The following is a 25,980-nucleotide window of genomic DNA, read 5'->3' as shown; positions in this document are numbered from 1 at the left end:
CAGGCGCTCGTGCAGCTGCGCCTGTGGCCCTGTGGACGTGGCCGCGTGCCGGCAGGATGCAGCGCTGTCCCTTTACGCATACGGCGTTTCAACATCGGCATGCGGATCAATAGCGGAAGAACACCGTTTCCGCGTCGCCCTGCATGTGGATGTCCCACGTGTACGCACCGCCTGGATGCGGCTGGGCCAGCAAGGTGGCGCGCCGCTCGGCCGGCACCAGCGCCAGGATCGGGTCGCTGCCCAGCTGTGGGTCGTCGGCGAAATACAGCCGCGTCGACACCCCGCGCAAGAGGCCGCGCATGAAGACCAGCACCGTCAGATGCGCCGCCTGCTGCTTGCCGTCCGGGCCCGCCACCCTGCCCGGCTTGATGGTGCTGAAGGTAAAACGCCCGTTGGCATCGGTGGGCACGCGGCCCCAGCCGTCGAAGCTGGGGTCGTGGGCCTCGCAGCGACCGTCGGCCACATGCGCATAGATGCCCGCAGCATCGGCTTGCCACACTTCCAGCACCGCATCGGCCACTGGCGCGCCGGCGCCATCGAAGATGCAACCGCTGATCTGCACATGCGTGCCCGCGGCCTGCGCAGGTGCGATCTGTTGGCGATACAGCGGCTCCAATCCCAGCCGGTAATACGGGCCGACGGTCTGCGACGGCGTTGCATGCAGGCTCATCGTGTCACTCCCAGACCGTTTGCTTGCGACCGCGCAAGACGATGTCGAAGCGGTAGGCCAACGCGTACTCGCTGACGGCGTTTTCCCAGTCGAAACTGGACACCATGCGTTCGCGCGCCAGCGCATCGTCGACACAGTTGAAGATGGGGTCGTGCGCCAGCAGCGGGTCGCCGGGGAAATACATCTGGGTGACCAGCCGCTGCCCGATGCCATCGCCGTGCAACGAAAAATGGATGTGCGCCGGCCGCCAGGCGTTGTAGTGATTGCGCCACGGATACGCGCCCGGCTTGATGGTCTTGAAACTGTAGCGGCCGTGCTCATCGGTCAGCACCTGGCCGGTGCCGCGGAAGTTGGGGTCCAGCGGTGCATCGTGCTGATCGCCAGCGTGCTGGTAGCGACCAGCCGCGTTGCATTGCCACACTTCCACCACGCTGTGGCGGACCGGCCTGCCGTTTTCGTCGAGCACGCGGCCGGAGACGATGATGCGCTCGCCCAGCGGCGCGCCACTGAACCCCGCAGTGAGATCGGCCGCGTGCGCGCCCAGCGTGAGCCGATCCAGGCGCGGGCCGGTGACTTCCGACAGCGTGACCGGCAGGTCGATCGGATCACGCGTAGGCCCTCGCAATGTGGTGGAAGCGTATGCCGGATGCAGGTAGGCCGGCTGTGTCCCGGGCCGGCTGCGGCGGTAGCCGAGCAGCGGGTCGGCGATGGCAGGTTGGTCAGCGGTGGGATCGCGCATCTTGAATCTCCGTCGGCAACAAGACGACCAGAACAACATGGGTGCAAGGGAAGGAGGAGGGAGGTTGCAACAGCCGGTTCACAGGCGCTCGATCGCCAACGCCACGCCCTGCCCCACTCCGATGCACATGCTGGCCAGCCCGAGTCGCCCGTTGCCCGCCTCCAGCTGCCGCAGCAAGGTCAGCGCCAGCCGCGCGCCGCTCATGCCGAGCGGATGCCCGAGCGCAATGGCGCCACCGTTGGCATTGACGTGTGCGGCATCGTCGGCCAGGCCCAATGCGCGCGTGCAGGCCAGCGCCTGCGCAGCGAAGGCTTCATTGAGTTCGATCGCATCGAACTGCGCGATGCGCAGGTGCAAGCGCGCCAGCAGGCGCTGCGTGGCCGGCACCGGGCCGATGCCCATGTATGCCGGCTCCACGCCCGCCGAGGCGAACCCCAGCACGCGCGCACGCGGCGTCAGCCGGTGAGCCTGCACGGCCTGCGCCGAGGCCAGCAGCAAGGCAGCGGCGCCATCGTTGAGACCGGAGGCATTGCCGGCCGTCACGGTGCCGGGCTGGCGGAACACCGGTTTGAGCTTGGCCAGCATGTCGGCGGTGGTGTTGGGTCGCGGCGCTTCATCGTGTTCGACCGTGGAGGCATCGCCGCCCTTGCGCGCTGCCACGGCCACCGGGGTGATTTCCGCATCGAAGAAACCGGCTGCCTGCGCCGCCGCCACGCGTTGCTGGCTGCGCAGTGCGAACGCATCCTGGTCTTCGCGCGCGATGGCGTACCGCTGCGCCACGTTTTCCGCCGTTTCCCCCATCAGTTCGGTGCCATAGACCGCCTGCAGGCGCGGATTGATGAAGCGCCAGCCCATGGTGGTGTCTTCCAGCTGCTGGGTGCGGGCGAAGGCGCTGTCGGCCTTGCCCATCACCCACGGCGCGCGCGACATCGATTCGACGCCGCCGGCAATGGCAAGATCCAGTTCGCCGGCACGGATGCCGCGCGCTACCGTGCCGATCGCGTCCAGGCCCGAGCCGCACAGGCGATTGAGCGTGCTGCCCGGCACCGAAGACGGCAGGCCGGCCAGCAACAGACTCATACGCGCGACATTGCGATTGTCTTCGCCGGCCTGGTTGGCGCAGCCCAGGTACACATCGTCGATTGCGGCCGGCTCCAGCTGCGACTGCCGCGCCAGCAATGCGGCGATGGGCACTGCGCCCAGATCGTCGGCGCGCACGCTGGACAAGGCGCCACCGTAACGGCCGATCGGCGTGCGGATGCCATCGATCAGGTACACCTCACTCATGCCTGGGCTCCCATTGCCTGCACACCATGCGCTGCATCGGTGCGTGCCTGCAGCGCGCGCAAGGCATCCAGCTCGGCGGTACTGGGCGGCGCGGTTTGTGCAAGGTCGGCGGCGAACCGGATCGGCCACCCGGTCGCCGCGCTGACCTGCTCGCGCGTGGCGCCGGGATGCAGCGAGGTCACGGTGAGTTCGCGGGTCACGGGGTCGGGTTCCATCACGCACAGGTCGGTGACGACCACGGTCGGGCCGGCGCCGGGGAGGCCGGCGCGCGCGCGCGCATCGCCACCGTCCAGATGCCCGACCGTGGTGATGAAGTCCAACCGCGACACGAAGCTGCGTTCGGATTGGCGCATGATGATGAACACCCGCTTGGCGCTGGCGGCAATTTCCGGCGCGCCACCGGCGCCGGGCAGGCGCGTTTTCGGCGCAGCGTAGGAGCCAATCACGGTGGTGTTGAGGTTGGCGTACCGATCGATCTGCGCCGCCCCCAGAAAGCCCACATCCACGCGCCCGCCCTGCAGCCAGTAGCGGAAGATCTCCGGCGTGGAGACCACGGTGTCGGCGGTTTCGGCCAGCTCGCCGTCGCCGATCGAGAGTGGCAACACCTGCGGGCGCGCACCGATCGGGCCGGATTCGTAAATCAAGGTGACGTCCGGTGCATGCGTCAGCCGAGCCAGGTTGGCGGCAGTGGACGGCAAGCCGATACCGACAAAACACACTGCGCCATCGGGCAGGCGGCGCGCGGCAGCCACCGTCATCATCTCGTTGGTGCTGTAGGCGCTCATGCGGCCACCTGCTGCTGGGACTGTGCATACACGCGCTGAAAACCGGCGAAATCGTCGGTGTCGAGAATATGCGTCTGGATCCAGGCCTGGAACTTCGCACGGTCGCGCGCGATCGTATCCCAGGCCAGATAGAACCGATTGTCGCGCGCGTAGTAGCCATGCGCATACGAGGGCGCCGCGCCACCAGGGACAACGCAGACCGCATCGACAACCCAACGCGGCAGGATGCAGGCATTGGGCGGCGCGTCCAGGCTGTCGACGATCTCTTCCACCGTCACGATCACCTTGCGCGCTGCCAGCGCCGCTTCCTTCTGCACGCCCAGAATGCCCCAGAGCAACACGTTGCCGCGGCGGTCGGCCCGCTGGGCGTGGATCACCGTGACATCGGGGTTGACGGCCGGCGAGGTGGCCAGCGTTTGGCCGGTATACGGGCACTGCAGGAACTTGATGCTGTCGTTGACGCGCGGCAGATCCGAACCGACATACCCGCGCAGCACTGCAAACGGCAGCCCCGACGCACCGGCCACATAGGCATTGGCCATATCGGCGTGGCTGTGTTCGCGAATCTGCAGCGGCTGCGGCCAGGCGTGTTCCACTGCATCGCGCAGCCGGTGCAACGAGCCGACGCCGGGATTGCCGCCCCAGGAAAACCGCAGCGCTGCCGCGCAACCGGCGCCGATCAGCTGGTCGTAGATCAGGTCGGGGGTCATGCGCACCAGCCGCAGCGCGCGCTTGTGCTGGCGGATCACCTCGTGCCCGGCCGCATGCGGAATCAGATGGGTGAAGCCTTCCATCGCCACGCAATCGCCATCGGCGATCAACTGCGATATCGCTTCCGCGAGAGCGACGATTTCGGCCATTGCGTTCCCTTCCAGCACAGCGAGCGTGGGGTCACGGTAGGCGCGGCCGGCAGGGCAGTCAATCCGATAATCGGTGATTTAAATCGATATTCGCACAATTTCGGCAACCCCGTGGCGCGCCCACATTGTCTCCGGTGTATACATAACTTCGCTTGCAAGCAGACGCCAGCGTTGCGTTGCGCGCCAACTAGCTGCAGGCCGGCGCACGCCGCGTCGCATCCAGGTTGCCTACACACCCAGGAGTCACGGTCATGTCCCAGTCCAAGCCGCTGTTTCCCCTCAATGCGTGGTACGCCGTTGCCTGGGACCATGAGATCAAGCACGTGCTCAGCCCGCGCAAGCTCTGCAACCTGGACGTGGTGGTCTACCGCACCACCGCCGGTACGGTCGTCGCGCTCGAAGACGCGTGCTGGCATCGGCTGGTGCCCTTGTCGATGGGCAAGCTGCGCGGCGACGACGTGGTCTGCGGCTATCACGGGCTGGTCTACAACACGCAGGGGCGCTGCGTGCACATGCCCTCGCAGGACACCATCAATCCCTCGGCCTGCGTGCGCAGCTTTCCGGTGGCCGAAAAACACCGCTACGTATGGATCTGGCCGGGCGACCCGGCCAAGGCCGATACGCGCCTGATTCCCGATCTGCACTGGTCGCACGACCCGGCCTGGGCCGGCGATGGCCGCACCATCCATGCCAAGTGCGACTATCGGCTGGTGCTGGACAACCTGATGGACCTGACCCACGAGACCTTCGTGCACGGCTCCAGCATCGGCCAGGACGAAGTGGCCGAAGCGCCCTTCGATGTGGTGCATGGCGATCGCGGCGTCATCGTGTCGCGCTGGATGCGCAACATCGACCCGCCGCCGTTCTGGGCCAGCCAGATCGCCCGCCATCTGGACTATCGCGGCAAGGTCGATCGTTGGCAGATCATACGTTTCGAGGCACCCTCCACCATCGCCATCGATGTGGGCGTGGCCATTGCCGGCACCGGTGCGCCAGAGGGCGATCGCAGCCAGGGCGTCAACGGCTACGTGCTCAACACCATCACGCCCGAAACCGACACCACCTGCCATTACTTCTGGGCATTCATGCGCAACTACGCGCTGCACGACCAGTCGCTGACCACGCTCACCCGCGACGGCGTGACAGGCGTGTTCGGCGAAGACGAAGCAGTGCTGGAAGCGCAGCAACGCGCCATCGATGCGCATCCGGATCACACTTTCTACAACCTCAACGTCGATGCCGGCGGGATGTGGGCGCGACGCGTGATCGACCGCCTGATCGCACAGGAACAACGCGCGCAGGATCTGTCGCTGCGCATGGTGGGCTAAGCACTTCGCATGCGGCCAGCCATCTCATCGCTCACAGCGCCGCATTGCGGCGCCGTCACAGCCGGCGCCGGCCGGCAGACCTCATTGCCCGGAGCCCTCCATGCGTAAAGACACCCAGTGGCATCGTGCCCGCGTCGTCAGCATTGCCGACGCCTGCCCGGGCGTGCGCGAAATCGTGCTCGATCCCGGCGCCGCTGCACGCAGCTTCGAGGTGGGCAGCCATGTGGATTTTCGTGTGCAGCTGCATGGTCGCGACGATGTGCGCTCGTATTCGCTGGTGGGCGAACCGCGTGCCGACGGGTACTACCAGATCGCAGTGCGGCAAATGCCCGACAGCCGCGGCGGCTCGCTGCATATGTGGACGCTTGCGCCGGGCGATGTGGTGGAGATGTCGCCGCCCAGCAACAACTTCGCGCTGGATGAAAGCGGCGAGGAAATCCTGCTGATTGCCGGCGGCATCGGCATCACCCCGATCGTCGGCATGGCGCAGCGGCTGGCGCGTGGCCACCGCGCGTTCCGTCTGCTGTACGCCGGCCGCTCGCGCAGCGCAATGGCGTATGTCGACACGCTGGAAGCACTGCTAGGCGAACGTTTGCAACTGCAATGCGACGACAGCGCCGGCCCGCCGGATCTGGCTGCCGAACTGGCGCGCCTGTCGCCCAATGCCGAGGTGTATGTGTGCGGGCCGCTGGGCATGCTCGAGGCGGTACGCCAGCACTGGCACGCCGCCGGCCGGCCGCGTGCGCGCCTGCACTTCGAAACCTTCGGCAATAGCGGGCGGGTGCCGGCGCAGGCGTTCGTGGTGAAATTGCCGGGGCTGGGCCTGGAAGTGCCGGTCGCTGAAAACGAATCGATGCTGGACGCACTGGCCGACGCCGGGGTGGAGCTGATCGCCGAGTGCCGCCGTGGCGAATGCGGGCTGTGCGCGGTGGACGTGCTGGACAGCTCCGCCGATATCGATCACCGCGACGTGTTCTTCAGCGACGAGCAGCGCCGGGAGAATCGCAAGCTCTGTGCCTGCGTGTCGCGTGCGGTAGGCGGCAGCATCAGCATCGACACCGGCTATCGCAGCAAGCTGGGCTGAGCCGGCATCCGGCCGGCTGCGCACCGTCCGGCGGTTGCGGTCGATACTGGGCTTCAGCGAGCAACGCGTTTGCGGCGCCCGCGTTTCATCGGCACGACCCACTGCGTGTCCGCGCGTTGCTGGCCACCTGCTCGTTGGCGCTTCAGCACGCACACACCGAAGGCGGCGATCTTTACCGAGCCCTGGCCGAGCCTGCCGGGTAATCGTATGCCTCCAGAACCGTGCAGCCTCAGCGCAGCGCGTCCGGCATGTCGCCACGCGTGCACCGCTTCAGGCCGATGTTCGCCGGCAAGCCCCTGTCGCGCTCAGCGTGCACCCCGCCGTGTTTGCATCCTCACGCGTATGCGCGATCATCTGCGCATGGAGTCGACTCACTACAGGACGGTCCCGGCGCCGGCGTTGAACCCGCGCCAGGAGCAATTGGTGGCGCTGGTGCGGCAGCAGGGCTTTGCCGAGGTCGAAGGTTTGGCCACACGCTTCGAGGTGACGCCGCAGACCATCCGGCGCGATCTGACCTTGCTCTGCGATGCCGGCGTGCTGCGCCGCTATCACGGCGGCGTCAGCATGCCCTCCAGCGTGGAGAATCTGGCCTACACCGCACGCAAGGCGCTGCAGGCCCACGAAAAGCAGCACATCGCCGCACGTGTGGCGCGTTTCATTCCCGACGATGCCTCGCTGTTCATCAACCTGGGGACCACCAACGAAGAAGTCGCACGCGCGTTGCTGCAGCACCGCGGGCTGCGCGTGATCACCAACAACCTCAACGTGGCGGTGATGCTCAGCGCCAACCCCAGTTTCGAGGTGATCGTGGCCGGCGGTGTGGTGCGCGGGCGCGACCAAGGCGTGACCGGCGAGGCGACGGTGGAGCTGATCCGCCAGTTCAAGGTGGACTTCGGGGTGATCGGCATTTCCGGTATCGATCTGGACGGCACCCTGCTGGATTTCGATTACCAGGAAGTGCGCGTGGCGCAGGCCATCATCGAGCACTCGCGGCACGTGCTGCTGGCCGCCGATCACAGCAAGTTCGGTCGCAACGCCATGGTGCGGCTGGGCGCTCTCGCCCAGGTGCACGACTGGTTCACCGACCGGCCGCCGCCGCAGGAGTTGGCAAGCGTCCTGGCCGAGGCCGGTACCCGGGTGCACTTGGCGGACGCGGACGCAACCGCCTGAGTTCGATGTTCGTTTTTGAGCGTTTTTACGCGATAGCCGCCGAAGACCATCGGCCTGATAGGGACGCCATCTCTTAATCCGTTCTTTCATCGCCGATTCGCGCTTACGTCACCGCTGATACTAAAGCTGTCCATCTTCACACCCCCGCAAGGTTCGATGTTCGAATATGTTCGAACATGACAACTTGGGTTCGCTCATCAGCGCGCCCGGACGGAGGCACCGATGGGCGAGATGTACGATCTTCTGGTAATCGGCGGCGGCATCAACGGGGTCGGCATTGCCCGTGATGCGGCCGGGCGTGGCTTGTCGGTGTGCCTGTGCGAGCAGGACGACCTGGCCGCGCATACCAGCAGCGCCAGTACCAAACTCATTCACGGCGGCCTGCGCTATCTGGAGCAGTACGAATTCGCGCTGGTCGGCAAGGCACTGGCCGAGCGCGAAGTGTTGCTGCGGCTGGCCCCGCACATCATCTGGCCGTTGCGCTTCCTGCTGCCCCACCAACCGCACCTGCGCCCGGCATGGATGATCCGCGCCGGGCTGTTCCTGTACGACCATCTGGGCGGCAGCAAGCGCAGCCTGCCACGCTCGCGGCGGCTGTCGCTGCGGACGCACCCGGTCGGTGCACCGCTGCAGGAATCGCTGCGCACCGGCTTCGTGTATTCGGACGCCTGGGTGCAGGACGCGCGGCTGGTGGTGCTCAACGCGATGGACGCCGCCAGGCGCGGCGCCAAGATCCACACGCGCACGCGCTGTGTCGGTGCCTGGCGCGATGCCGGCTTCTGGTATGCCGAGCTCGAAGACCGCGAGGGCCGACGCCGCACGGTGCAGGCGCGCGCGCTCGCCAATGCGGCCGGCCCCTGGGCAGTGGCGTTCCTGGACACCGTGGCCTCGGTGCCGCACGAACACGCATTGCGGCTGGTCAAGGGCAGCCATATCGTGGTGCCCAAGCTGTTCGATCACGACCATGCTTACATCTTCCAGCAACCGGACCGGCGCATCGTGTTCGCCATCCCCTACGAGCACGACTTCACCTTGATCGGCACCACCGACGTGGACTACGAAGCCGACCCCGCCGCGCCGAAGATCGATGCTGCCGAGGTGCAGTACCTGTGCGATGCGGTGAACCTGTATTTCCAGCAGCAGATCTCCCCCGCCGATGTGGTGTGGAATTACAGCGGCGTGCGCCCGTTGCTGGACGACGCCGAAGACAACGCAGCCGAAGTGACCCGCGACTACCAGCTGGAAGTGGTCACCGAGGGTGCGCCATTGCTCAACGTGTTCGGCGGCAAGCTGACCACCTATCGCAAGCTCGCCGAAGAGGCAGTGGACCGGCTCACCCACGCGCTGGGCGCACGCAAGCCGGCGTGGACCGCACGTGGGGAGGCATTACCAGGCGGCGAGCAGCGCGATATCGCCAGCCTGCTGGAACGCGTCGGCCGCGCGCGCCCCTGGCTGCCGGCGGCGACCGCGCAGCGGCTGGTGCGCAACTACGGCACCTGCGCCGAACAACTGCTTGGCGATGCGCAGAGCCTGGCCGATCTGGGCACGCACTTCGGTGCGGACCTCTACCAGGCCGAGGTGGATTACCTGCGTCAACACGAATGGGCGGTGGCTGCCGACGATATCCTGTGGCGGCGCAGCAAGCTCGGCCTGCGGATTGATGCGGCTGGGCGGCAGCGCCTGGAAGACTATCTGCAGACGCAGCCGATCCGGCAACGCGATGCCGTTTCTGCTTGATCACACCGCGTTGCCGGCGAGGACGGGTCGCCCGGCAACGTATTCCGGCGCTTCAGCCAGCGTCACCCAAGTCACGTGGAGGGCACCCCAGATGAGCATCACCGACCACCGCTGCGCGCGAGCAAGCGCGCTGCACGCTGTTTTCAGCATCTTCGACCTTGCGGGCATGCACGCATGAGCCGGCAGCTCGTAGGTGAGTTGATCTCCGAGGCGGTCGCGATGTTCATCATCATCGCGCTCGGCGATTCGGTGGCGGCGATGTACATCCTGTACGACCCCAGCCCTTATCAAAACGCCTATTGGGGCGTGTGTATCGCCTGGGGCCTGGCGGTGACACTGGCGATCTACGTGACCGGCTCGGTGTCCGGGACGCACGCCAATCCGGCGGTCACGCTGGCGCTGGCGCTATTCCGCGGGTTTTCCTGGAAGAAGGTATTGCCCTACTGGTTTGCGCAGGTGGTCGGCGCATTCCTGGGCGCGGCCATCGTCTATCAGTTGTACGGGCCGGTGATCGATCACTTCAACCAGGTGCAGCAGCTCACCCGCGAAGCCGGCGGCGCAGCCGGGGTGTTCTTCACCGCACCGGGGCTGGCGGTCACGCCGATGCATGCACTGGTCGACCAGATCATCATCACGGCGTTCCTGATCTTCGGCATCTTCGCCATCACCGAGCAGTTCAACGAGGCCGCACCCACTGCCAACTCCGGCGCGTTGATGATCGGCTTGCTGGTCGCCACGCTGGGCGCGTCGATGGGCTATCTGGAGGCCTGGGCGATGAACCCGGCGCGCGACTTCGGCCCGCGCCTGTTCGCGTATTTCGCCGGCTGGGGCGAGGCCGCGTTGCCGGCCAAGGACAACTATTGGTGGATCCCGATCGTTGGCCCGTTGATCGGCGGGCCGATCGGCGCGCTGGCCTATCAGTGGCTGATCCTGCCATTCCTGCCGGCGCGGGTGCGCCATCTGCAGGGCGGCGGCAAACCGCTCGATCCACTGTGATGGTGCTGCGCCAAGCCAACAATCACGCTGACGACGCGTGAGGTTACCTGTGGCCAAACCCTGATGGCCACGCGGCGTCATCGCCTGCACCGACCTTTCTCGCCGTGCGCCAATGCCGGCATTGTTCGAGGAATCTTCGATGGAAAAGCAGTACGTCCTTGCGATCGATCAAGGCACCACCAGCTCACGCGCGATGTTGTTCGACCGCCAGGGCAAGGTGGCCGGCGTGGCGCAGCGCGAATTCGGCCAGATCTTTCCGCAGCCGGGTTGGGTGGAACACAACCCGCGCGAGATCATGACCAGCGTCTATACCACCATCACCGAGCTGCTCAACAACGCGCAGATCGATGCGCGCGCGATCGCCGGGATCGGCATCACCAACCAGCGCGAGACCGCGGTGGTGTGGGACAAGGCCACCGGCCAGCCGATCTACAACGCCATCGTGTGGCAATCGCGGCAGACCAAGGACATCTGCACCCAGCTCAAGGAGGCCGGGCATGAGCAGATGGTGCGCGAGAAGACCGGCCTGCTGATCGATGCGTATTTTTCCGGGACCAAGGTCAAGTGGATTCTCGACCACGTCGAAGGCGCGCGCGAACGCGCGCAGAAAGGCGAACTGGCGTTCGGCACCATCGACAGTTGGCTGATCTGGAATCTCACCGGCGGCAAGGTGCACGTCACCGACTACACCAATGCCTCGCGCACCATGATGTTCAACATCCACACGCTTGAGTGGGATGCTGAACTGCTGGCCATGTTGGACGTGCCCGCGCAGATGCTGCCGGACGTGCGTTCGTCCAGCGAGGTCTATGGCATGACCCAGACCCAGTACTTCTATGGCGAACAGGTGCCCATCGCCGGCATCGCCGGCGACCAGCAGGCCGCGTTGTTCGGCCAGGCCTGCTTCGAACCGGGCATGGCGAAAAACACCTATGGCACCGGCTGTTTCATGCTGATGAATACCGGCGACAAGGCGGTGGCGTCCAAGGCCGGTTTGCTGACCACGATTGCCTGGGGCATTGACGGCAAGGTCGAATACGCGCTGGAAGGCGCGATCTTCGTTGCCGGCTCGGTGGTGCAGTGGCTGCGCGATGGCTTGCGCATGCTGGGCAAGGCCAGCGACTCGCAAGCCTATGCCGAGCGTGCCGGCGACAACGATGGCGTGTACATCGTGCCGGCCTTCGTCGGCCTGGGCGCGCCGTACTGGCGCAGCGACATCCGCGGCGCGGTGTTCGGGCTGACGCGTGGTACCACCAAGGAACACTTCGTGCGTGCAGCAGTCGAATCGATGGCCTACCAGACCCGCGACGTGCTCACCGCGATGCAAAGCGATTCCGGCATCGAGCTGAAAGAACTGCGTGCCGACGGCGGTGCCATCGCCAACGACTTCATGGCGCAGTTCCAGAGTGACATTCTCAATGTGCCGGTACTCCGCCCGGAAGTCGCGGAAACCACTGCGCTGGGTGCGGCGTATCTGGCAGGGCTTGCGACTGGGTTCTGGGGCAGCCGCGAAGAAATCGCCAAACAGTGGGCCGTGGATCGCCGCTTCGAACCGGCCATGGCCGACGACAAGCGCCAAGGGCTCTACGCCGGCTGGCAGCAAGCAGTGGAAGCGACGATGGGATTCCGCATCAGCTGACACTGGTGCCGCAACACGACAGCGCCCAGTGTGAGGTGGGCGCTGTGATGAGCTCATCTTCGAGCGTCGAGGACACACGCAGGGCCACGCAACGCAGCCTGGTGCGCAGCGGTGGTTACTGGCCGCCGGTGCTGGCACGTCCGGCGATGGTGTCCGGGTCCCAATGTTCCTTGATCAGGCCCTTCTCGATCCGGAACATGTCGAACCAGGTGGTGGTGTACGTGGTGCCGGGCTTATTGGGGTTGGGTAAGGTGCGCACCGACACCAGGGTGACCAGATCGCCATCGGCGGTAATGGCGACCAAGGGCAATCGCACCCGCGGCTGCACCGGCGTCGGCTTCACGAACGCGGTCAGGAAGGCGATAAACGCATCGCGCCCATTGGCCACGTTCGGATTGTGCTGGATGTAGTTCTTGTCCATGTACATCGGCGCGTACTGCACCTGGCCAGCCTCGAACACGGTGCGCCAGAAATCGTAGACCAGCCGCTTGTTTGCAGTTTCATACCAGGTGCTGCCGAGCAGCATCTTCTGATGATCGGGATTGGCCGTTACCGCGGTCTGCGCGAACGCAGCCATTGGTGCGATGAGCATGACCAGCAACAAGGCACGGGAGAGCAATTTCTTCATGGAGTACTCCTGGGTGGAGAGTGGCAGTGCGCTCATCGGGGATGCCAGCAACGTGTCCGTTGAGCGGGGGGAAGACGCGCGTGCGCACAGCTGCATTAACGCGTCATCGCCACCCTACCGGTGCCGTTCACCGGCCCGCTAGCCGCCTGAGCATGCACCTGGGCACTTGTGCAACCGTTGGTGAGAAAAACATCACCCATGTGGTGAGCGCCAGCGTGCTGCTGCACCGTGTACAGAATGGACCCAGGGTGTCGCGGTCGAGCGGGCGATGACCGCAGTGGAAGCAATGCATGTGCGCTGACGCGCATCATTCATGCCGGTTTGGGGAAGCGCTGTGTGCGCACGCATCGCACTTGCGCAGCCAAGGCGACATCGAACCAGGATATCCACCTAGAAATCCGCTCCGCGGCGGCTGCTAGTTCGCGATCACCAATGCGCCATCAGTCCGATAGCGCGGCCAATGGGAGACCTGCATAATTTTCCGCCAGCGTCGCGCGGCCCGCCTCGCTACCGAGCAGATAGTCCAGCTCCGCTCCGTGCAGCCGCGCAGTGAATGCGTCTTCGTCATCGAAGCGGTGCAACAGGGTGGTCATCCACCACGAGAACCGTTCGGCCTTCCACACCCGCTGCAAGGCCAAGGTCGAATACTGTTCCAGCACACCGGCATCGCCGCTTGTCTTCCAACGCTCGAACAGCTGCGCCAACAGGCCGACATCGCCAAGCGCCAGATTCAGGCCCTTGGCGCCGGTGGGCGGCACGATATGCGCAGCATCGCCAGCCAGGAACAAGCGGCCATACTGCATCGGCTCGGCGACGAAACTGCGCAGCGGTGCGATGCTCTTCTCGATCGATGCGCCGGTGACCAGTTGCGCCGCCAACGCAGGCGGGAGCCGTGCACGCAACTCGTCCCAGAACGCCTGATCGCTCCAGGCCTCCACCTGCGCGCTGGCCGGCACCTGGATGTAATAGCGCGTACGGGTGGGCGAGCGCATCGAACATAGTGCAAACCCGCGCCGGTGACGTGCGTAGACCAGTTCTTCGTGCACGGGTGGCGTATCGGCCAGCACCCCGAGCCAACCGAACGGGTACACGCGCTCGAACAGGCGCAGCCGCTCGGCGGGGATGCTGGCACGGCTGACGCCGTGATACCCATCGCAGCCGACGATGTAGTCGCAGTCAAGACGCCTGCGCTGGCCGTCTTGCGTGAACTCCACTGCAGGCGTGGTGCCTTCCACATCGCACAGGGCCACGTCCTGCGCGTTGTAATGGGTAGGTGCCCCGCTGCGCTGGCGCGCATGCATCAGATCGGCGGTGACCTCGGTCTGCCCATAAACGGTGACGCCGCGGCCGCAGCCGCGCAGCAGGTCGATACGCTCGCGCTGACCGTCCAGGGACAATTCGAAGCCGTGATGCAGCAAGCCTTCGCGCTGCAACCGCTCGCCGACGCCGGCGCGCTGCAGCAGTTCCACACTGCCCTGCTCCAATACCCCGGCGCGGATGCGCGCCAGCACATGCTGGGGCGTCTGCCGCTCGACGATGACGCAATCGATGCCGGCGAGCCGCAACAGTTCGCCCAGCAACAGGCCCGATGGTCCGGCGCCGATGATCGCAACCTGCGTTCGCATGCACTGCTCCTGGCTTGGATGGCGATGCGTGCAGTGTCGGTAGCCAAAGCGCTGCGTTGAAGGGATGATTGCGTGCAGTCCTTGGACTTTTCGACGATGGCCACATCCGTGCCCGACACTGCCGCAGTCCCTGCCTTCGGCTTGTACGGCGAGCAACACGCCGATGCCGCCGAATTGCTGCATTGGGAATCGATTGCCGCACGCAGCCGGCTGCACGACTGGCAGATCGTGCCGCACCGACACGAGGATTTGGCGCAACTGGTCTATGTGCAGCGCGGACCGGCCACCCTGCAGCTGGATGGGCGCACCCAACGCCTGCGCGGTGCCAGCGTGGTGTGGCTTCCGCCGCTCTGCGTGCATGGCTTTGCCTTCGACCCGGCAGTGCGTGGCCACGTCATCACCATGTGCATGCCGCTGGTCAGGACGGCGCTGAACGCTGCGCCGTTACTGCAACAGGTCATGGCCGCGCCAGCCGTTGTGCACGCCCAGCATGCGCGCAAATGGCTGGATGTGTTGTTTGGCAGCATTGCGCAGGACCACGCACGCCGGTCGATCGGCGATGACCTCGCAGCGCAGGCCGCAGCGGCGCAGCTGGTCATCTGGATGGCGCGTACGGCACTGGAGCGGGCCCGGCATGCCGCAGCGATCAGCCCGCAGGCAGACCCGGCGCTGCGCCACCTGCGCGCCTATCAAGGCTTGATCGACCAGCACTACCGCGCCCACTGGCCGATTTCCCGCTACGCCGATCAACTCGGGTTGACGCCCGGTCACCTCAACGCGTTATGCCAGCGCCTGGCTGGCGCCTCCGCACTGCAGTTGTTGCAGCGCAGGATCATGCTGGAAGCACGCCGCACCCTGCGTTACACCAGCCTGAGCGTGCAACAGATTGCCGCCAGCCTTGGATTTTTCGACGCCGCCTATTTCAGTCGCTACTTCGCACGGCACGCCGGTTGCTCGCCGACGCGCTTTCGGGCCGGTCAGTAGGAGCGACCAGCAGAACGACTTCGCTCACTCGCTGCGCGCGTAGCAGGGAGAACGTTCTGCAGACCAGCTGCAGGGTCCTTGCCCGCCCACCATCGCAGGACACGCTGCACGTGGCGAGGGCACCGCGCGCTCGACCAGTGAAGCCTTTGCCTGCATCCAGAACTGATGCAACGCCGCACCAAGAATCCAAGGCAAGGGCCGGGCACGTGACCGCCATCCATACAGCGATGGAGAGGCCGAGCCAGCCGCCCCATTCCCAAGCCATTGCGATCAGAACGGATACTGCGGCACTTCGCTCTTGATCGTCAGCCATTGCCAGTGCGTGTACTGCTCCCAATCGGCGGGGCCGCCGACGCTGGTGCCGTTGCCCGACGCACCGGTGCCGCCGAATGGATTGACGACTTCGTCGGCCACCGTCTGGTCGTTGATATGCAGCAGGCCGGTGTGCAACTTCTCGCCCAGGGCCAGCGCGCGCGAGACCGATGCCGACAGGATGCCGGCCGCCAGCCCGTACTCGCCCTGGTTGGCCAACTCGGCAGCGTCGTCGTCGGTGTCGAACACGGTGATGTTGATCACCGGGCCGAACACTTCTTCGTCGAACGCGCGCATGCCAGGACGCACGTTGGACAATACGGTCGGCGCATAGAACAGGCCTTCATGGGTGGCGCCGGCCTCCACGACCGCGCCGGCTGCAACGCTATCGTTGACGATGTCGACGACGCGCTGCAGCTGGCGTTGATCGATGATCGGGCCCAATGCCACGATGCCGCTGACCGGGTCGCCTACCGGCAAATGGCGCGCTTTTTCGGCCAGCCGTTGGGTCAGTGCCTGCGCCACGCTGCGGTGCACCAGCACACGCCCGGTTGCCATGCAGATCTGGCCCTGGTGCATGTAGGCGCCGAACGCGACCGCCGAGGCAGCCTTGTCCAGATCCGCGTCGTCGAGCACGATCACCGCGTTGTTGCCACCCAGTTCCAGCGAGACTTTCTTCAGATGGCGGCCGGCAATTTCGCCGATGCGGCGGCCGGCGGCCGTGGAGCCGGTGAACGCAATCATCGGGACATCCGGCGATTCCACCAGCGCCTGGCCAATCTGCGCATCGCCATGCAACACGTGCAGCAGGCCCTTGGGCAGGCCGGCTTCTTCGAGCACCTGCGCGATGATCACGCCACCGGTGTAGGGCGTGCGCGGGTCGGGTTTGAGAATGACCGCATTGCCCATCGCCAGCGCCGGCGCCACCGAGCGCAGCGACAGAATCAATGGGAAATTGAACGGCGAAATCACCCCGATCACGCCCAATGGCAGGCGGCGCGCAAGGCTGAGTTGGCCGGATGCGGTCGGCAACATCTGGCCGCTGGCCTGCAACGGCATTGCGGCAGCCTGCTGGTAGAACACCACCGATTCGTCCACCTCGCGCTGGGCCTTGGGCAGGATGCCGCCGGTTTCGCGCGCAATCAGCAACGTGGCTTCGGCACTGCGTGCCTGCATCGCCTGCGCAGCACGATGAAAGACGGCTGCGCGTTCGCGCGGCGGTGTCGCGGCCCAGGCACGCTGCGCCTGCTTGGCCTGTGCGATGGCAGCGGCGACATCGGCCAGGTCGGCCTTGCCCACTTCATGCAGCAAGGCGCCGGTTGCCGGCTCATGGATGGGCACGCTGCCACCGCGACCGGGCACCCAGTCGCCATTGAAGATGCAGCCATGCCACGCGGGCGAGTCGGTCGCAGCGGCGGTTGCGCTGGTAAGGGCATTCATGGTCTAGCCTCCTGCTAAAAACGTGTGGGGATTACAGCGTGGTGGAAGCCAGCCCGCCATCGATCGGCAGGGTGATGCCGTTGATCCAGCGGGCTGCGTCGGATGCCAGAAACACGATGCCCTCGGCCACTTCATCGGCATAGGCCGGGCGGGTCATGCGCTTGGCGTCTGCCTTGACACGTTCCTCGCCGAGCATGGCAGCAAAATCGCCCAGGATCGGGGTGAACACCGGGCCCGGAGAGACGTTGTTCACGCGCACGCCGTGGTCGGCGAACCAGGGCCGCGATTGCAGCAAGGTCCACACGATCAAGGCCTCTTTGAAGTATTGGTAGCAGGTGTCGTGCGCCACCGGATGCGCCGCCAGCCACGCGCGGCCGCTTTCGAAGCTGTCGGTTGCCGCCAGCTGCTTGTGCAGATCCAGACGCTGCGGCCATTCGGCGCCCAGGATCGAGGCGACATTGATGATGGAACCGCCCAGCACGATGCGTGGCAGCAACCCCTGGGTCAGATGGCGCAAGCCCAGATAGTTCACCCGCGCCACCACATCCAGCGGCGCGGTGCCCGGCACGCCGGCAATGTTCGCCAGGGCATCGATGTGGTCCGGCAACGCCTTCACCAGGGCATCGATGGATGCCGGGTCGCCGAGATCGGCCTGGTGAAAGCCGTGCAGGGTCATCTGCACGGGCGTGCGATCGACCCCGATCACCTTGGCACCATGAAACCGCGCCAGCCGTGCGACCTCCGCGCCAATGCCCGACGCCACGCCGGTCACCACGATCGTCTTGTTCTGCAAATTCATCGCCATCCTCCAAAGGAGCCAGCCGTGCCGGCGCTAGAACACATGGACATACTCGAAATTGACATTGTTGCCGGACGCGGCATTGCGCACCTCCACCGGTAGATAGACGTTGGCGAACAGGATGTTGTTTGCATCAAAGCGCCACACGCCACCCGGCCCTGCATAGAACGCGCGTTGACGGCTGTCCGGCACGCGCTGGTCGTTGGTGCGGTTGTCGCGGAACTGGGTCAGGTAATACGCATTGATGCCCAGCCGCAGCTTCGGTGCCACCTCCCAGGAGGTGGCGAAGTTGATCCATCCCGCATCGCCTGCCTGACCATTGCGGAAGTCGAAGCCTGGCGGCAAGTTCGGACGGCGCTCGCTGCGAAAGTTGTAGATGTAGTTGATGCGTGCGCTAAGTTCCCAATTGGGCGTGGGCAGTACCGTGAATGCGTAGCTTGGAATGAGCGACCAGTAACCGGAGCTCTGGTTGAGATCGCGATTGCCGTCGTACTTGCCAATCGGTGCCACGGCGTCGAATTCGAACCGCTGCGAGAACACCGGTCGCCCGTTGCGGATCACAGGTGGCATTTGCAGATACGGCCCGAACGTCACATCACCCACGCCGGCGCCATTGTCACGCAGCGTGGCAATGCTGTTGCGGCCGAAGGAGGCATCCAGATTGACCAGCGGCACCAGCGCAGTGATGCCGAGCGCGCCGCCGAATACGTGATAGGGCGTGACGTAAGCGAACTGGGTCAGCAACACGGTGGAATCGATCCGCGGGTTGTCGAACACCGGGATATCGTTGCCACGTGCGTCCTTGATGGCATCCAGCGCGTTGTGCCGCAGATAGGTGACCACCGCCAAGCCGGGCGTGGTGCTGGTAAAGCCATCCAGGAAACTGGTGCCCCCGGTATTGATGCCATTGGTCAGCGCCGCGCTCTGTGGCGCACTTTGCGCAGGCGCCGCACCCGCTGCCAGGCATGCCGCCAGGCCGAGCAACGCGCGCAGCCGCCAGCCTGCTGCCACACCCGCACCACGCATCACCGATGATCGAATCACTGCAGATATCTCCAGCGTTGGGAAGCAACAGCGGTGCGTGCCACATCAGCGACGGCAGGCAAGCGCGCGCGCCGCGCGACGCACAGCACGTGCAGTGGAAACGTTCGTTGGGAATGGCTGCCGGGCGGCAGGCCGCCGACCGAGGCGGGTTACGGCGTGTCCAGACGGTCCAGACGGTCCAGGGCGCGCAACAACGGTGCTTCGCTGGAACCGAGCACGGCACTGAGCTGCTGTTCCATGCGCAGCACTTCGGCCTCGGCGGCGGCCAGGAGCGCGGCACCGGCCGCGGTCAGCGAAAGGTGCTGCATGCGCCGGTCCTGCCGCCCACGCACCTGCCGCAGCAGGCGACGCTTGACCAGCCTGGCCACCACGATCGCCAGATTCGGCGGCGACACGTGCAGCACATCGCCGATCTGGCGCTGGTTGATGCCGGGGTTGCCATCCACCAGCATCAGCAGCGAGAAGTCGACCGGCTTGAGGTCGAAGGCGGCCACGCACTCCTGGAACATCCGCCGCACCATCAACTCGGTGCGGGTGATGCGATACCCCAGCAACCGCAGCAGCCGCGCCTGATCCACCGAGGTGACGGCGTCGGGCAAGGGTGCAGCAAGAGCGGTGACGGGCATGGCGGTTCTCGCGACGGGGGCAGCGGGCGGACCGGTACGCGCAATGCGCCGCATCCGCAACGCCGATCCACGGCGTGCACCGCATTGTAGACGCCACCGGGCCTGCCGATGTGGACAGGCACGCCGCGGGTGCACGCGCCGCGGGTGCGTCAGCCCCGACGCCCTGCCACGCACGCAGCCTGCAGCGTCGGGCCGGCGCTGCGGCTGACGGGGGGCGACGGTGATCCGGGCAAGGCTGAGACATGGTTCCGGCCGGCAAGTGATTGCGTTCCGGAATAGTTATTGATCATAACTACATTGCCAAGCTGCAGCGCAGCATGGTCGCGTTCGCTAGCGGGGTGTACTCGCGGGCCTGGCGGGCGCGGGCGCAGCCAGGACCACGAGCACATCGCATGGGCGCGTGGCGCTTCTGTGCAAGGAGTGTCGCGGTGATCGGCGCGCATGACGCACCGCGCGCATTGCCGCGGCGGCTGCCGATTCAACGCCTGTATAGCCCGTCTAGGGCAGCCAGAGCTTTTCCAGATCGCGGAAGCCCCATTCGGCAGGGCTTTCCATCTGCGCGATGCGGTCATGACAGTCCGGACGCGACAGGTCGATGTCCTGCACCAACACGTGGCTGCGCAACTTGGCCGAATAGAACACGCGCACCTTGGGCTTGAGCAGCGCATCGGGCGTCTGTTCGATCACCACCGCAAGTTTTTGCGACTCCAGCCGCACCAGCGAGCCGACCGGATATATCCCCAGCCGGCGCACGAAAGCCTGGAACACCACCGGGTCGAAATGGCCCTTCCAGGACGCCATTTGCTTGAGCGATTCGGCAGGATCCCAACCGCGTTTGTAAGGGCGGTCCGAGCTGATGGCGTCGTAGACATCGCAGACCGCACCCATGCGCGACATCAACGAAATATTCTCGCCCACCAATTGATTCGGATAGCCGCTGCCATCCATCTTTTCGTGGTGATGCAGCGCGATTTCCAGCACCACCGCGTTCTGCACGCCGCCGGCCACCAGCAGCCGATGGCCATCCAGCGGATGCTGGCGCATGATCTCCATTTCGTCGTTGGTGAGCCGGCCGGGTTTGTTGAGAATTTCCAACGGTGTCACCGCCTTGCCCATGTCGTGCAGCAGGCCGCCCATTGCCGCTTCCACCACCTGCGATTCGGGCAGGCCGAGCTGGCGCGCCAACCCGCTCATCAGCCCGGCCACGGCCATCGAATGCAGATAGGTGTAGTCGTCGGCGGTCTTGAGCCGTGCCACGCTGATCAAGGCCTGCGGATGCCGCAGCACCGAGTCGTTGATGGCTTCCACCAGCGGCATGGCCGCTTCTGTGTCGACGGTGCGCCCCAGCCGCACATCGCGGAACATCGCCTCGACCATGTCGCGGCCGTCTTCGAAGATGCGGCGTGCGCGTACCACCTCCGCTTCGATGCCGACCTGGACGGTCACGCTGTTGGTGCGCACGCTACGCGGCGCGGCGGCAGGCTCCGGCGGTTCGGACGCAGCAGGTGCCGGGCTCGGCGGCGCGGCTGGTTCGGCGGACACGCCAGGGGGCGCGGGCGCCTCCACATCCAGCCCGCGCGCGGTATCGATCACCAACTGCTCGATGCGGCTGTCATGGATCTTCTCCACATCGTCGGAATCGACCAGAAACGACGTCTTCCAGAACGGATGGTGCACCCACGCGCCCAGCAGCTTGTAGACGTACATGCCGGGGCGGAGTTGATCTGAGTCGATGGTTCTGAGCATGCCGGCGCTGGTCTGCACAATGTCCAGGAAAAGTTCGCCACGACTTGGCGGTCTGCGGTGTTATCGGCACATGGCACGATTTCTTTGGCCCGCGGCCGGGTCGAGGAACGGCCCGGATGTGATGCCGGACGCGGCTGTGGACGGGCCGCTCAGCGGTTGGGCAACCGCATTGCCAGCACGGCGACCATGGCCAACAGCAACGGCACGCTGCAGGCCAGATACAACATGGCCGGCGACCATCCGGCGTCCAGCAACACCCCGGCGCAGAACGGCGACAAGATCGCACCCAAGCGCCCCACCCCGATCGCCCAGCCCAGCGCAGTCGAACGCACCGCAGCGTTGAAGACGATCGGAACAATGGCGTACATGCCGCCCACCGCAGCGAACATCGCTGCCCCGGTAAGCAAGGCGACGGCGAACGCCCAGCTCAACTGCGTACTGCACAGGCCGGAGGCCAGCATCGCCAGGCCCATCAGCAACAGGGACCCGATCGTCAGGCGCGACAGCCGCACGCACGATGCCAACCCGCTGAACAGCAAGCCGCCGCCGATGCCACCAAGATTCAACAGCACCCCGCCCGTGACGCCGTCCGTGGCCGACGCGCCGGCGGTCACCAGCAGCTTCGGCGTCCAGCTGATCACGAAGTAGAACGCAAACATCAGCGAGAAAAAGCCAAGCGCGATCAGCAGCGTGTGCCGCCGCATGGCAGCGTCGAACAGGGCCCGATAGCCTTGTGCCTGCGTGGCGGACTGCGGCGGTAGCGGCGGCAATGCGTCGTGCGGCGGCATTCCCATCCGCGCCAGCACGGCGTTGAAGCGCGCGACGGCATCGGGTGGCCTGCGCATGATCAGGAACTCCAGCGACTCGGGCAGGAATGCAAGCACCAACGGCACGCACAGCAACGATGCCACCGCCCCGAGCACGAACACCGCGGGCCACGACCACTGCTGCATCAACAGTTCGGCAATCATGCCACCCAGCGTGGCACCGACCGGGTAGCCGGTCACCTGCAGCACGATGGCAGTGTTGCGCCAACGGGGGCTGGAAAACTCCCCTGCCGTGACCGCAACGCAGGCCAACATACCGCCGATACCCAGACCGGTCAGCAGCCGTAGCGCCCCGAGCTGCCATGCAGTGCTGGCCACTGCCGAAATGCCCATGCCGACGGTCAGGATGGCCAGACATGCCAGCGTCAGCGCGCGACGGCCGATGCGGTCGGCCAGCGGCGCCAACCCCAATGCGCCAAGCGCCATGCCGATCAGGCCCGCGCTGAACAGCATGCCCAGCAGCTTGCCCGACAGCTGCCAGTCTGCCGACACGTGCGGTGCGGTGAACGCCATCGCCATCACGTCGAAGCCGTCGAGCATCGTCAGCAACACGCACACCGCCACGGCCCTCCACTGAAACGGCGTCATGCGCTCCAGCACGAAATGCCCAAACGATGCAGTGTGCTGAGGCATTGGCATGTCCTGTGGTGAGCGAGGGCTGAGGCGAAGGCACTGCAGTGGCCGTTGAACGGCGCAGTGTGCGAGACCGGCTACACCGCGGTGCAGCGATGCGTGCAATCGCCGATGCGCAGTGGCTTGCGACCGCCTGCACACGCTAGCCCATTGCGCTGCCGGTTCAAGGCCGATGACCGCAACGCTGTGCGCTTATCGGAAATGCGCCAACACACTTGGCCAGCGCTGCGATGTCTCCGGATGCACCGCGTGACGTGCTGCCCGCGGCTTTGGAATCTCTGGCGACGCGACACACTCCATTGCACGTCGGCCCACCCGGCCACCTCTGCCAGCCACCTCGCACACATTGCATCCGTGCGTTGGTGACTGCAGCCCGGTGCGCTGCCGCAGCGGCAACCGCAGCGCAGGTATCATCCGCAGCGTGTCCGCAGTGGGCGGCACGCTGACCTGACGGAGATGCCGTGACCCCGATTCGCTCCTTTTTGCACCACACCCCGCAACTGGGCGCCCGCGTTTACGTCGATCCTGCCTGCACCATCATCGGCGAGGTGAGCCTGGGCGATGACGTCTCGGTCTGGCCGGGCACCGTGATTCGCGGCGACGTCAATCATGTGCAGATCGGCGCGCGTACCAACGTGCAGGACGGCACCATCATCCACGTCAGTCACCACAGCCCGTTCAACAAGGCCGGCTACCCCACCGTGATCGGCGAGGACGTCACCGTGGGCCACGGCACCATCCTGCATGCCTGCACCATCGAAGACCTGTGCCTGATCGGCATGGGCGCCTGCGTGCTGGATGGCGCAACGGTCAAACGGTATGGCTTTGTGGGTGCCGGCGCAGTGGTCGGCCCGGGCAAGGTGGTGGGCGAAGCCGAGTTGTGGCTGGGCAATCCTGCACGCCTGGCGCGCACGCTCAGCGACAAGGAAATCGAAAGCCTGCATTACTCCGCGCAACATTACGTGCGGCTCAAGGATCAGTACCTGGGCGCCTCACCCGCCGGCTGAGCCGCAGCACCGGCGCACCTGTCTGGCGCGGGCGCGACGGTACCAGGCGCGCGCGGCTACGGCTGCGTGGCGTGCTCCAGTGCCGTCAACATGGCCAGCGCCTGGGCGCGCGATGCACCGCACATGTCCTGGGACGGACGCAGGCTGGTGCAGACCGCCGGCCGCGTCGGCAGGCCGAACAGGCGGCAGCGGCCCTGCCCGTCCAGTTGCACGCACGGCACCCCCGCCGGCTTGCCGTGCGGCATGCCGGGAATCGCCGAACTGATGGATGGGGCGATACAGCAGGCCGCGCAGCCAGCGCGGCAGGGGATGTCCATGTGCATGCCGCAGTGTAAACCGCCGCCACCTCCCCGTAGCGGCGGCGATGCCCGCTAGCGGGGCGGAACGTAGCTGGACAGGCGCACGTCGAAAAACGCCTGCACGGCCGCCAGATTGGCCTTGGCCTGGATGTCCGCACCCACGTCGCGGCTCATGCCAAGCACGTCGTCGTCCGGCCACCCGGGGCCGAAGCACCACTGCGTGCTGGGAATGTTGTAGGCCTGCAAGTGCGCCAGCATGCGCGTGGTGGCGATCTCCGCGCTGCGATTGCCGGCCGGATAGCCGTGCTCGCCCAGATAACCGCGCTTGCCGGCCTGCTGCAGCGCTTCGATGAACGGGCTGACCATGTCGATGCCGGTATCCGGCTTGATCACCTCGTTGCGTCCACCGGGCCCGATCCAGTTACCGCCCCCGCTGCCATTGCTGTCGAGATAGTTGTGCGCCTCGTACACGATGCAATCGTATGGGTCCGGGATGTCGAACAGGCCCATCGAATCGTCCTGCCAGCGCCGGGCGCTGGCATAGCCGTTGCCACACACGAACACGAAATGGTTTCGATCGCGGTCGATGATGGCCTTGGAGCAGGCGGTGGCGGTCTTCTGCCAATGTGCGGCCATCGACAGCACGCTGCCATCGGCGTTGCGCTCGGCGCCCTGGTACGGCTCGTTCATGACGCCCCAGCCGAACACCGCCGGGTGCTGCTTGAACCGGTTGACGAGACGCGCCCACAGATCCGGCAAGCCGGCGTCGTTGTAGAGCGTGCACCCCGGCGTGCCGATCACCCGGTATTCGTAGAGCTTGAGCAGTTGGTCGCGACTGTCCAGATAGCCCACGTAATTGAAGTTGCGCAGCGGGTAGGTGTCGGCCCACAACCCGGCCGCCGCCAGGTCGCCGACACGGTTGCCACGCGCATCGACCACTGCACCGCTGGCATCGCGCCGATAACCGCTCTTGGCCGCCACCCGCTGCGGCAGCCGCATGTAATCGTGCAACTCCACGATGGCGCGCTTGCCGCGCGCAGCGATGTTGTCCAGCGCGTCCTGCACCTGCCTGCAGTAGCTCTCGTTCAATGGCGCACCCTGTCCACGCGTGAAGCGCGCGGCAGTGGTCGGCAGACGGAAGAGCGGGCAGCTCCCCGCCGCGGCGACGTGCTGGGCAGTGATGGCGCGGTAATGCGTGCCGATCTCGGCGTTCTCCACATAGCTATTGGAGGCCAGACCGGACAGGTTGAGGCCAGCGAACGGCAGGCTGGCGCTTTGCGCGGCCGCATGGCCTGCCCAGCCGGTGGTGGCCACGACCGCAGCGCCGGCCGCGCCTTGCAGCACGCGACGGCGGCTGATGCCGCCGGCGACCGGTGGCGTGGTGGAGTGAGATGATGCCGCTGGTACGCGGCGTGGAGAGGGATGGTCGGACATCGGGGCGCCTCCTGCGGTGCCGTTGGAAAGATCCTCGCCGGCGCAGCTCCCCTCGGCCGCAGCGGTCCGGTTCGATGGTGGCCGCGCCCCAGCGCCCGGATCTGCGCGCCGGTTCGCACTCCTGCCACTGCATGCCCGGACGCATACGTTTACATCGCATTACATGACAGGCAGAGGCGCCGCGCACGTGCGGACCCCGCGAGGCGATGGCGCACGAGCGGTCACTGCACGGCATGCCGGCAGCGCCCGCCGCTGCACTGCAGGTGCACGCCGGCGTGCGT

The 25,980-nt window shown here is 66.0% G+C and carries 23 protein-coding genes and 1 pseudogene; 9 read left to right on the top strand and 15 right to left on the bottom strand.

The window, feature by feature from the left end; genetic code table 11:
* Positions 1-106 precede the first annotated feature (106 nt).
* The 5 genes from pcaG to ACCQ16_RS01800 all read right to left on the bottom strand — a co-directional run bounded on the left by pcaG (position 107) and on the right by ACCQ16_RS01800 (position 4,341).
* The gene (gene pcaG / locus ACCQ16_RS01820) at positions 107-670 is read right to left on the bottom strand and encodes a protocatechuate 3,4-dioxygenase subunit alpha (RefSeq protein WP_014089111.1); all 564 of its coding nucleotides are present in this window, start codon (positions 668-670) and stop codon (positions 107-109) included.
* 4 nt (positions 671-674) lie between these two features.
* A complete protein-coding gene (pcaH, locus tag ACCQ16_RS01815; RefSeq protein WP_014089110.1) occupies positions 675-1,409 on the bottom strand; it encodes a protocatechuate 3,4-dioxygenase subunit beta in 735 nt (244 codons plus the stop codon).
* A 78-nt stretch (positions 1,410-1,487) separates the two neighbouring features.
* Positions 1,488-2,696, bottom strand: a complete 1,209-nt coding sequence (gene pcaF / locus ACCQ16_RS01810; protein ID WP_008577959.1) for a 3-oxoadipyl-CoA thiolase — start codon at positions 2,694-2,696, stop codon at positions 1,488-1,490.
* Complete coding sequence (locus tag ACCQ16_RS01805; protein WP_338334685.1) at positions 2,693-3,481, bottom strand: CoA-transferase subunit beta; 789 nt, start codon at positions 3,479-3,481, stop codon at positions 2,693-2,695. The genes pcaF and ACCQ16_RS01805 overlap by 4 nt, the downstream gene beginning before the upstream one ends.
* Positions 3,478-4,341 (bottom strand): CoA transferase subunit A, encoded by an 864-nt coding sequence (locus tag ACCQ16_RS01800; protein WP_372380182.1) that lies wholly within the window; start codon positions 4,339-4,341, stop codon positions 3,478-3,480. Before ACCQ16_RS01800 ends, ACCQ16_RS01805 begins: the two co-directional genes overlap by 4 nt.
* Positions 4,342-4,592: 251 nt before the next feature.
* Between ACCQ16_RS01800 and ACCQ16_RS01795 the strand changes: the two genes are divergently transcribed.
* The 6 genes from ACCQ16_RS01795 (at position 4,593) to glpK (ending at position 12,295) form a co-directional block, all read left to right on the top strand.
* A complete protein-coding gene (locus ACCQ16_RS01795; RefSeq protein WP_008577962.1) occupies positions 4,593-5,669 on the top strand; it encodes an aromatic ring-hydroxylating dioxygenase subunit alpha in 1,077 nt (358 codons plus the stop codon).
* 100 nt (positions 5,670-5,769) lie between these two features.
* Entirely contained in the window at positions 5,770-6,753 is a 984-nt protein-coding gene (locus tag ACCQ16_RS01790) for a PDR/VanB family oxidoreductase (RefSeq protein WP_011346067.1), read from the top strand.
* A gap of 342 nt (positions 6,754-7,095) precedes the next feature.
* Positions 7,096-7,923, top strand: coding sequence for a DeoR/GlpR family DNA-binding transcription regulator (locus tag ACCQ16_RS01785; RefSeq protein ID WP_277573019.1), 828 nt, complete (start codon positions 7,096-7,098; stop codon positions 7,921-7,923).
* A gap of 222 nt (positions 7,924-8,145) precedes the next feature.
* Complete coding sequence (glpD, locus tag ACCQ16_RS01780) at positions 8,146-9,660, top strand: glycerol-3-phosphate dehydrogenase (protein ID WP_014089104.1); 1,515 nt, start codon at positions 8,146-8,148, stop codon at positions 9,658-9,660.
* A gap of 174 nt (positions 9,661-9,834) precedes the next feature.
* Positions 9,835-10,656: an MIP/aquaporin family protein gene (locus tag ACCQ16_RS01775; protein WP_014089103.1), complete on the top strand. Its 822-nt coding sequence runs from the start codon at positions 9,835-9,837 to the stop codon at positions 10,654-10,656.
* A gap of 139 nt (positions 10,657-10,795) precedes the next feature.
* On the top strand, positions 10,796-12,295 hold the full coding sequence (gene glpK, locus ACCQ16_RS01770) for a glycerol kinase GlpK (protein ID WP_065627929.1): 1,500 nt from the start codon (positions 10,796-10,798) through the stop codon (positions 12,293-12,295).
* A 115-nt stretch (positions 12,296-12,410) separates the two neighbouring features.
* Here glpK and ACCQ16_RS01765 read toward each other — a convergent pair whose 3' ends face one another.
* Positions 12,411-12,923: a nuclear transport factor 2 family protein gene (locus tag ACCQ16_RS01765; RefSeq protein WP_014089102.1), complete on the bottom strand. Its 513-nt coding sequence runs from the start codon at positions 12,921-12,923 to the stop codon at positions 12,411-12,413.
* A 440-nt stretch (positions 12,924-13,363) separates the two neighbouring features.
* Positions 13,364-14,548 (bottom strand): 4-hydroxybenzoate 3-monooxygenase, encoded by a 1,185-nt coding sequence (pobA, locus tag ACCQ16_RS01760; protein WP_122273399.1) that lies wholly within the window; start codon positions 14,546-14,548, stop codon positions 13,364-13,366.
* A gap of 96 nt (positions 14,549-14,644) precedes the next feature.
* Between pobA and ACCQ16_RS01755 the strand changes: the two genes are divergently transcribed.
* On the top strand, positions 14,645-15,532 hold the full coding sequence (locus ACCQ16_RS01755; RefSeq protein WP_014089100.1) for a helix-turn-helix domain-containing protein: 888 nt from the start codon (positions 14,645-14,647) through the stop codon (positions 15,530-15,532).
* Between the two features lie 270 nt (positions 15,533-15,802).
* On the opposite strand, the gene ACCQ16_RS01750 is transcribed toward ACCQ16_RS01755, so the two are convergent.
* The 6 genes from ACCQ16_RS01750 to ACCQ16_RS01725 all read right to left on the bottom strand — a co-directional run bounded on the left by ACCQ16_RS01750 (position 15,803) and on the right by ACCQ16_RS01725 (position 22,959).
* Positions 15,803-17,284: a benzaldehyde dehydrogenase gene (locus ACCQ16_RS01750; protein WP_218211661.1), complete on the bottom strand. Its 1,482-nt coding sequence runs from the start codon at positions 17,282-17,284 to the stop codon at positions 15,803-15,805.
* 31 nt (positions 17,285-17,315) lie between these two features.
* Positions 17,316-18,083 carry a coniferyl-alcohol dehydrogenase gene (locus tag ACCQ16_RS01745; protein ID WP_011346058.1) on the bottom strand — a complete coding sequence of 256 codons (768 nt, stop codon included), beginning with the start codon at positions 18,081-18,083 and terminating at the stop codon, positions 17,316-17,318.
* A 33-nt stretch (positions 18,084-18,116) separates the two neighbouring features.
* The gene (locus ACCQ16_RS01740) at positions 18,117-19,109 is read right to left on the bottom strand and encodes a SphA family protein (RefSeq protein WP_008577975.1); all 993 of its coding nucleotides are present in this window, start codon (positions 19,107-19,109) and stop codon (positions 18,117-18,119) included.
* A 167-nt stretch (positions 19,110-19,276) separates the two neighbouring features.
* Positions 19,277-19,807: a MarR family winged helix-turn-helix transcriptional regulator gene (locus ACCQ16_RS01735; RefSeq protein ID WP_011346056.1), complete on the bottom strand. Its 531-nt coding sequence runs from the start codon at positions 19,805-19,807 to the stop codon at positions 19,277-19,279.
* 444 nt (positions 19,808-20,251) lie between these two features.
* Positions 20,252-21,499 (bottom strand): cyclic di-GMP phosphodiesterase, encoded by a 1,248-nt coding sequence (locus ACCQ16_RS01730; RefSeq protein WP_011346055.1) that lies wholly within the window; start codon positions 21,497-21,499, stop codon positions 20,252-20,254.
* A 149-nt stretch (positions 21,500-21,648) separates the two neighbouring features.
* Positions 21,649-22,959, bottom strand: a complete 1,311-nt coding sequence (locus ACCQ16_RS01725; protein WP_136733351.1) for an MFS transporter — start codon at positions 22,957-22,959, stop codon at positions 21,649-21,651.
* Positions 22,960-23,199: 240 nt separating this feature from the next.
* Between ACCQ16_RS01725 and ACCQ16_RS01720 the strand changes: the two are divergent.
* Both ACCQ16_RS01720 and ACCQ16_RS01715 read left to right on the top strand, forming a co-directional pair.
* A pseudogene (locus tag ACCQ16_RS01720) lies at positions 23,200-23,424 on the top strand (hypothetical protein).
* Positions 23,421-23,966 (top strand): gamma carbonic anhydrase family protein, encoded by a 546-nt coding sequence (locus ACCQ16_RS01715; protein ID WP_008577979.1) that lies wholly within the window; start codon positions 23,421-23,423, stop codon positions 23,964-23,966. Before ACCQ16_RS01720 ends, ACCQ16_RS01715 begins: the two are co-directional and overlap by 4 nt.
* Positions 23,967-24,022: 56 nt before the next feature.
* On the opposite strand, the gene ACCQ16_RS01710 is transcribed toward ACCQ16_RS01715, so the two are convergent.
* Entirely contained in the window at positions 24,023-24,211 is a 189-nt protein-coding gene (locus tag ACCQ16_RS01710) for a hypothetical protein (RefSeq protein WP_031420773.1), read from the bottom strand.
* A 126-nt stretch (positions 24,212-24,337) separates the two neighbouring features.
* Positions 24,338-25,699 carry a glycoside hydrolase family 5 protein gene (locus ACCQ16_RS01705; protein WP_055026836.1) on the bottom strand — a complete coding sequence of 454 codons (1,362 nt, stop codon included), beginning with the start codon at positions 25,697-25,699 and terminating at the stop codon, positions 24,338-24,340.
* Between the last annotated feature and the right edge of the window lie 281 nt (positions 25,700-25,980).

The sequence above is a fragment of the Xanthomonas sp. NCPPB 1062 genome (assembly GCF_041481705.2).
Taxonomy (GTDB): domain Bacteria; phylum Pseudomonadota; class Gammaproteobacteria; order Xanthomonadales; family Xanthomonadaceae; genus Xanthomonas; species Xanthomonas euvesicatoria.
This window is presented reverse-complemented; position numbering and strand designations above follow the sequence as displayed.

Coding starts and splice junctions, on each gene's coding strand:
- ACCQ16_RS01735 (WP_011346056.1), bottom strand. CDS start 19,807: ATGCGGCGCATTGCGCGTACCGGTCCGCCCGCTGCCCCCGTCGCGAGA.
- pobA (WP_122273399.1), bottom strand. CDS start 14,548: ATGCGAACGCAGGTTGCGATCATCGGCGCCGGACCATCGGGCCTGTTG.
- ACCQ16_RS01775 (WP_014089103.1), top strand. CDS start 9,835: ATGAGCCGGCAGCTCGTAGGTGAGTTGATCTCCGAGGCGGTCGCGATG.
- glpD (WP_014089104.1), top strand. CDS start 8,146: ATGGGCGAGATGTACGATCTTCTGGTAATCGGCGGCGGCATCAACGGG.
- ACCQ16_RS01800 (WP_372380182.1), bottom strand. CDS start 4,341: ATGGCCGAAATCGTCGCTCTCGCGGAAGCGATATCGCAGTTGATCGCC.
- pcaH (WP_014089110.1), bottom strand. CDS start 1,409: ATGCGCGATCCCACCGCTGACCAACCTGCCATCGCCGACCCGCTGCTC.
- ACCQ16_RS01745 (WP_011346058.1), bottom strand. CDS start 18,083: ATGAATTTGCAGAACAAGACGATCGTGGTGACCGGCGTGGCGTCGGGC.
- ACCQ16_RS01725 (WP_136733351.1), bottom strand. CDS start 22,959: ATGCCTCAGCACACTGCATCGTTTGGGCATTTCGTGCTGGAGCGCATG.
- ACCQ16_RS01805 (WP_338334685.1), bottom strand. CDS start 3,481: ATGAGCGCCTACAGCACCAACGAGATGATGACGGTGGCTGCCGCGCGC.
- ACCQ16_RS01765 (WP_014089102.1), bottom strand. CDS start 12,923: ATGAAGAAATTGCTCTCCCGTGCCTTGTTGCTGGTCATGCTCATCGCA.
- ACCQ16_RS01705 (WP_055026836.1), bottom strand. CDS start 25,699: ATGTCCGACCATCCCTCTCCACGCCGCGTACCAGCGGCATCATCTCAC.
- ACCQ16_RS01755 (WP_014089100.1), top strand. CDS start 14,645: ATGGCCACATCCGTGCCCGACACTGCCGCAGTCCCTGCCTTCGGCTTG.
- ACCQ16_RS01785 (WP_277573019.1), top strand. CDS start 7,096: ATGCGCGATCATCTGCGCATGGAGTCGACTCACTACAGGACGGTCCCG.
- ACCQ16_RS01795 (WP_008577962.1), top strand. CDS start 4,593: ATGTCCCAGTCCAAGCCGCTGTTTCCCCTCAATGCGTGGTACGCCGTT.
- ACCQ16_RS01730 (WP_011346055.1), bottom strand. CDS start 21,499: ATGCTCAGAACCATCGACTCAGATCAACTCCGCCCCGGCATGTACGTC.
- pcaG (WP_014089111.1), bottom strand. CDS start 670: ATGAGCCTGCATGCAACGCCGTCGCAGACCGTCGGCCCGTATTACCGG.
- glpK (WP_065627929.1), top strand. CDS start 10,796: ATGGAAAAGCAGTACGTCCTTGCGATCGATCAAGGCACCACCAGCTCA.
- ACCQ16_RS01750 (WP_218211661.1), bottom strand. CDS start 17,284: ATGAATGCCCTTACCAGCGCAACCGCCGCTGCGACCGACTCGCCCGCG.
- ACCQ16_RS01740 (WP_008577975.1), bottom strand. CDS start 19,109: ATGCGTGGTGCGGGTGTGGCAGCAGGCTGGCGGCTGCGCGCGTTGCTC.
- ACCQ16_RS01790 (WP_011346067.1), top strand. CDS start 5,770: ATGCGTAAAGACACCCAGTGGCATCGTGCCCGCGTCGTCAGCATTGCC.
- ACCQ16_RS01710 (WP_031420773.1), bottom strand. CDS start 24,211: ATGCCGCACGGCAAGCCGGCGGGGGTGCCGTGCGTGCAACTGGACGGG.
- pcaF (WP_008577959.1), bottom strand. CDS start 2,696: ATGAGTGAGGTGTACCTGATCGATGGCATCCGCACGCCGATCGGCCGT.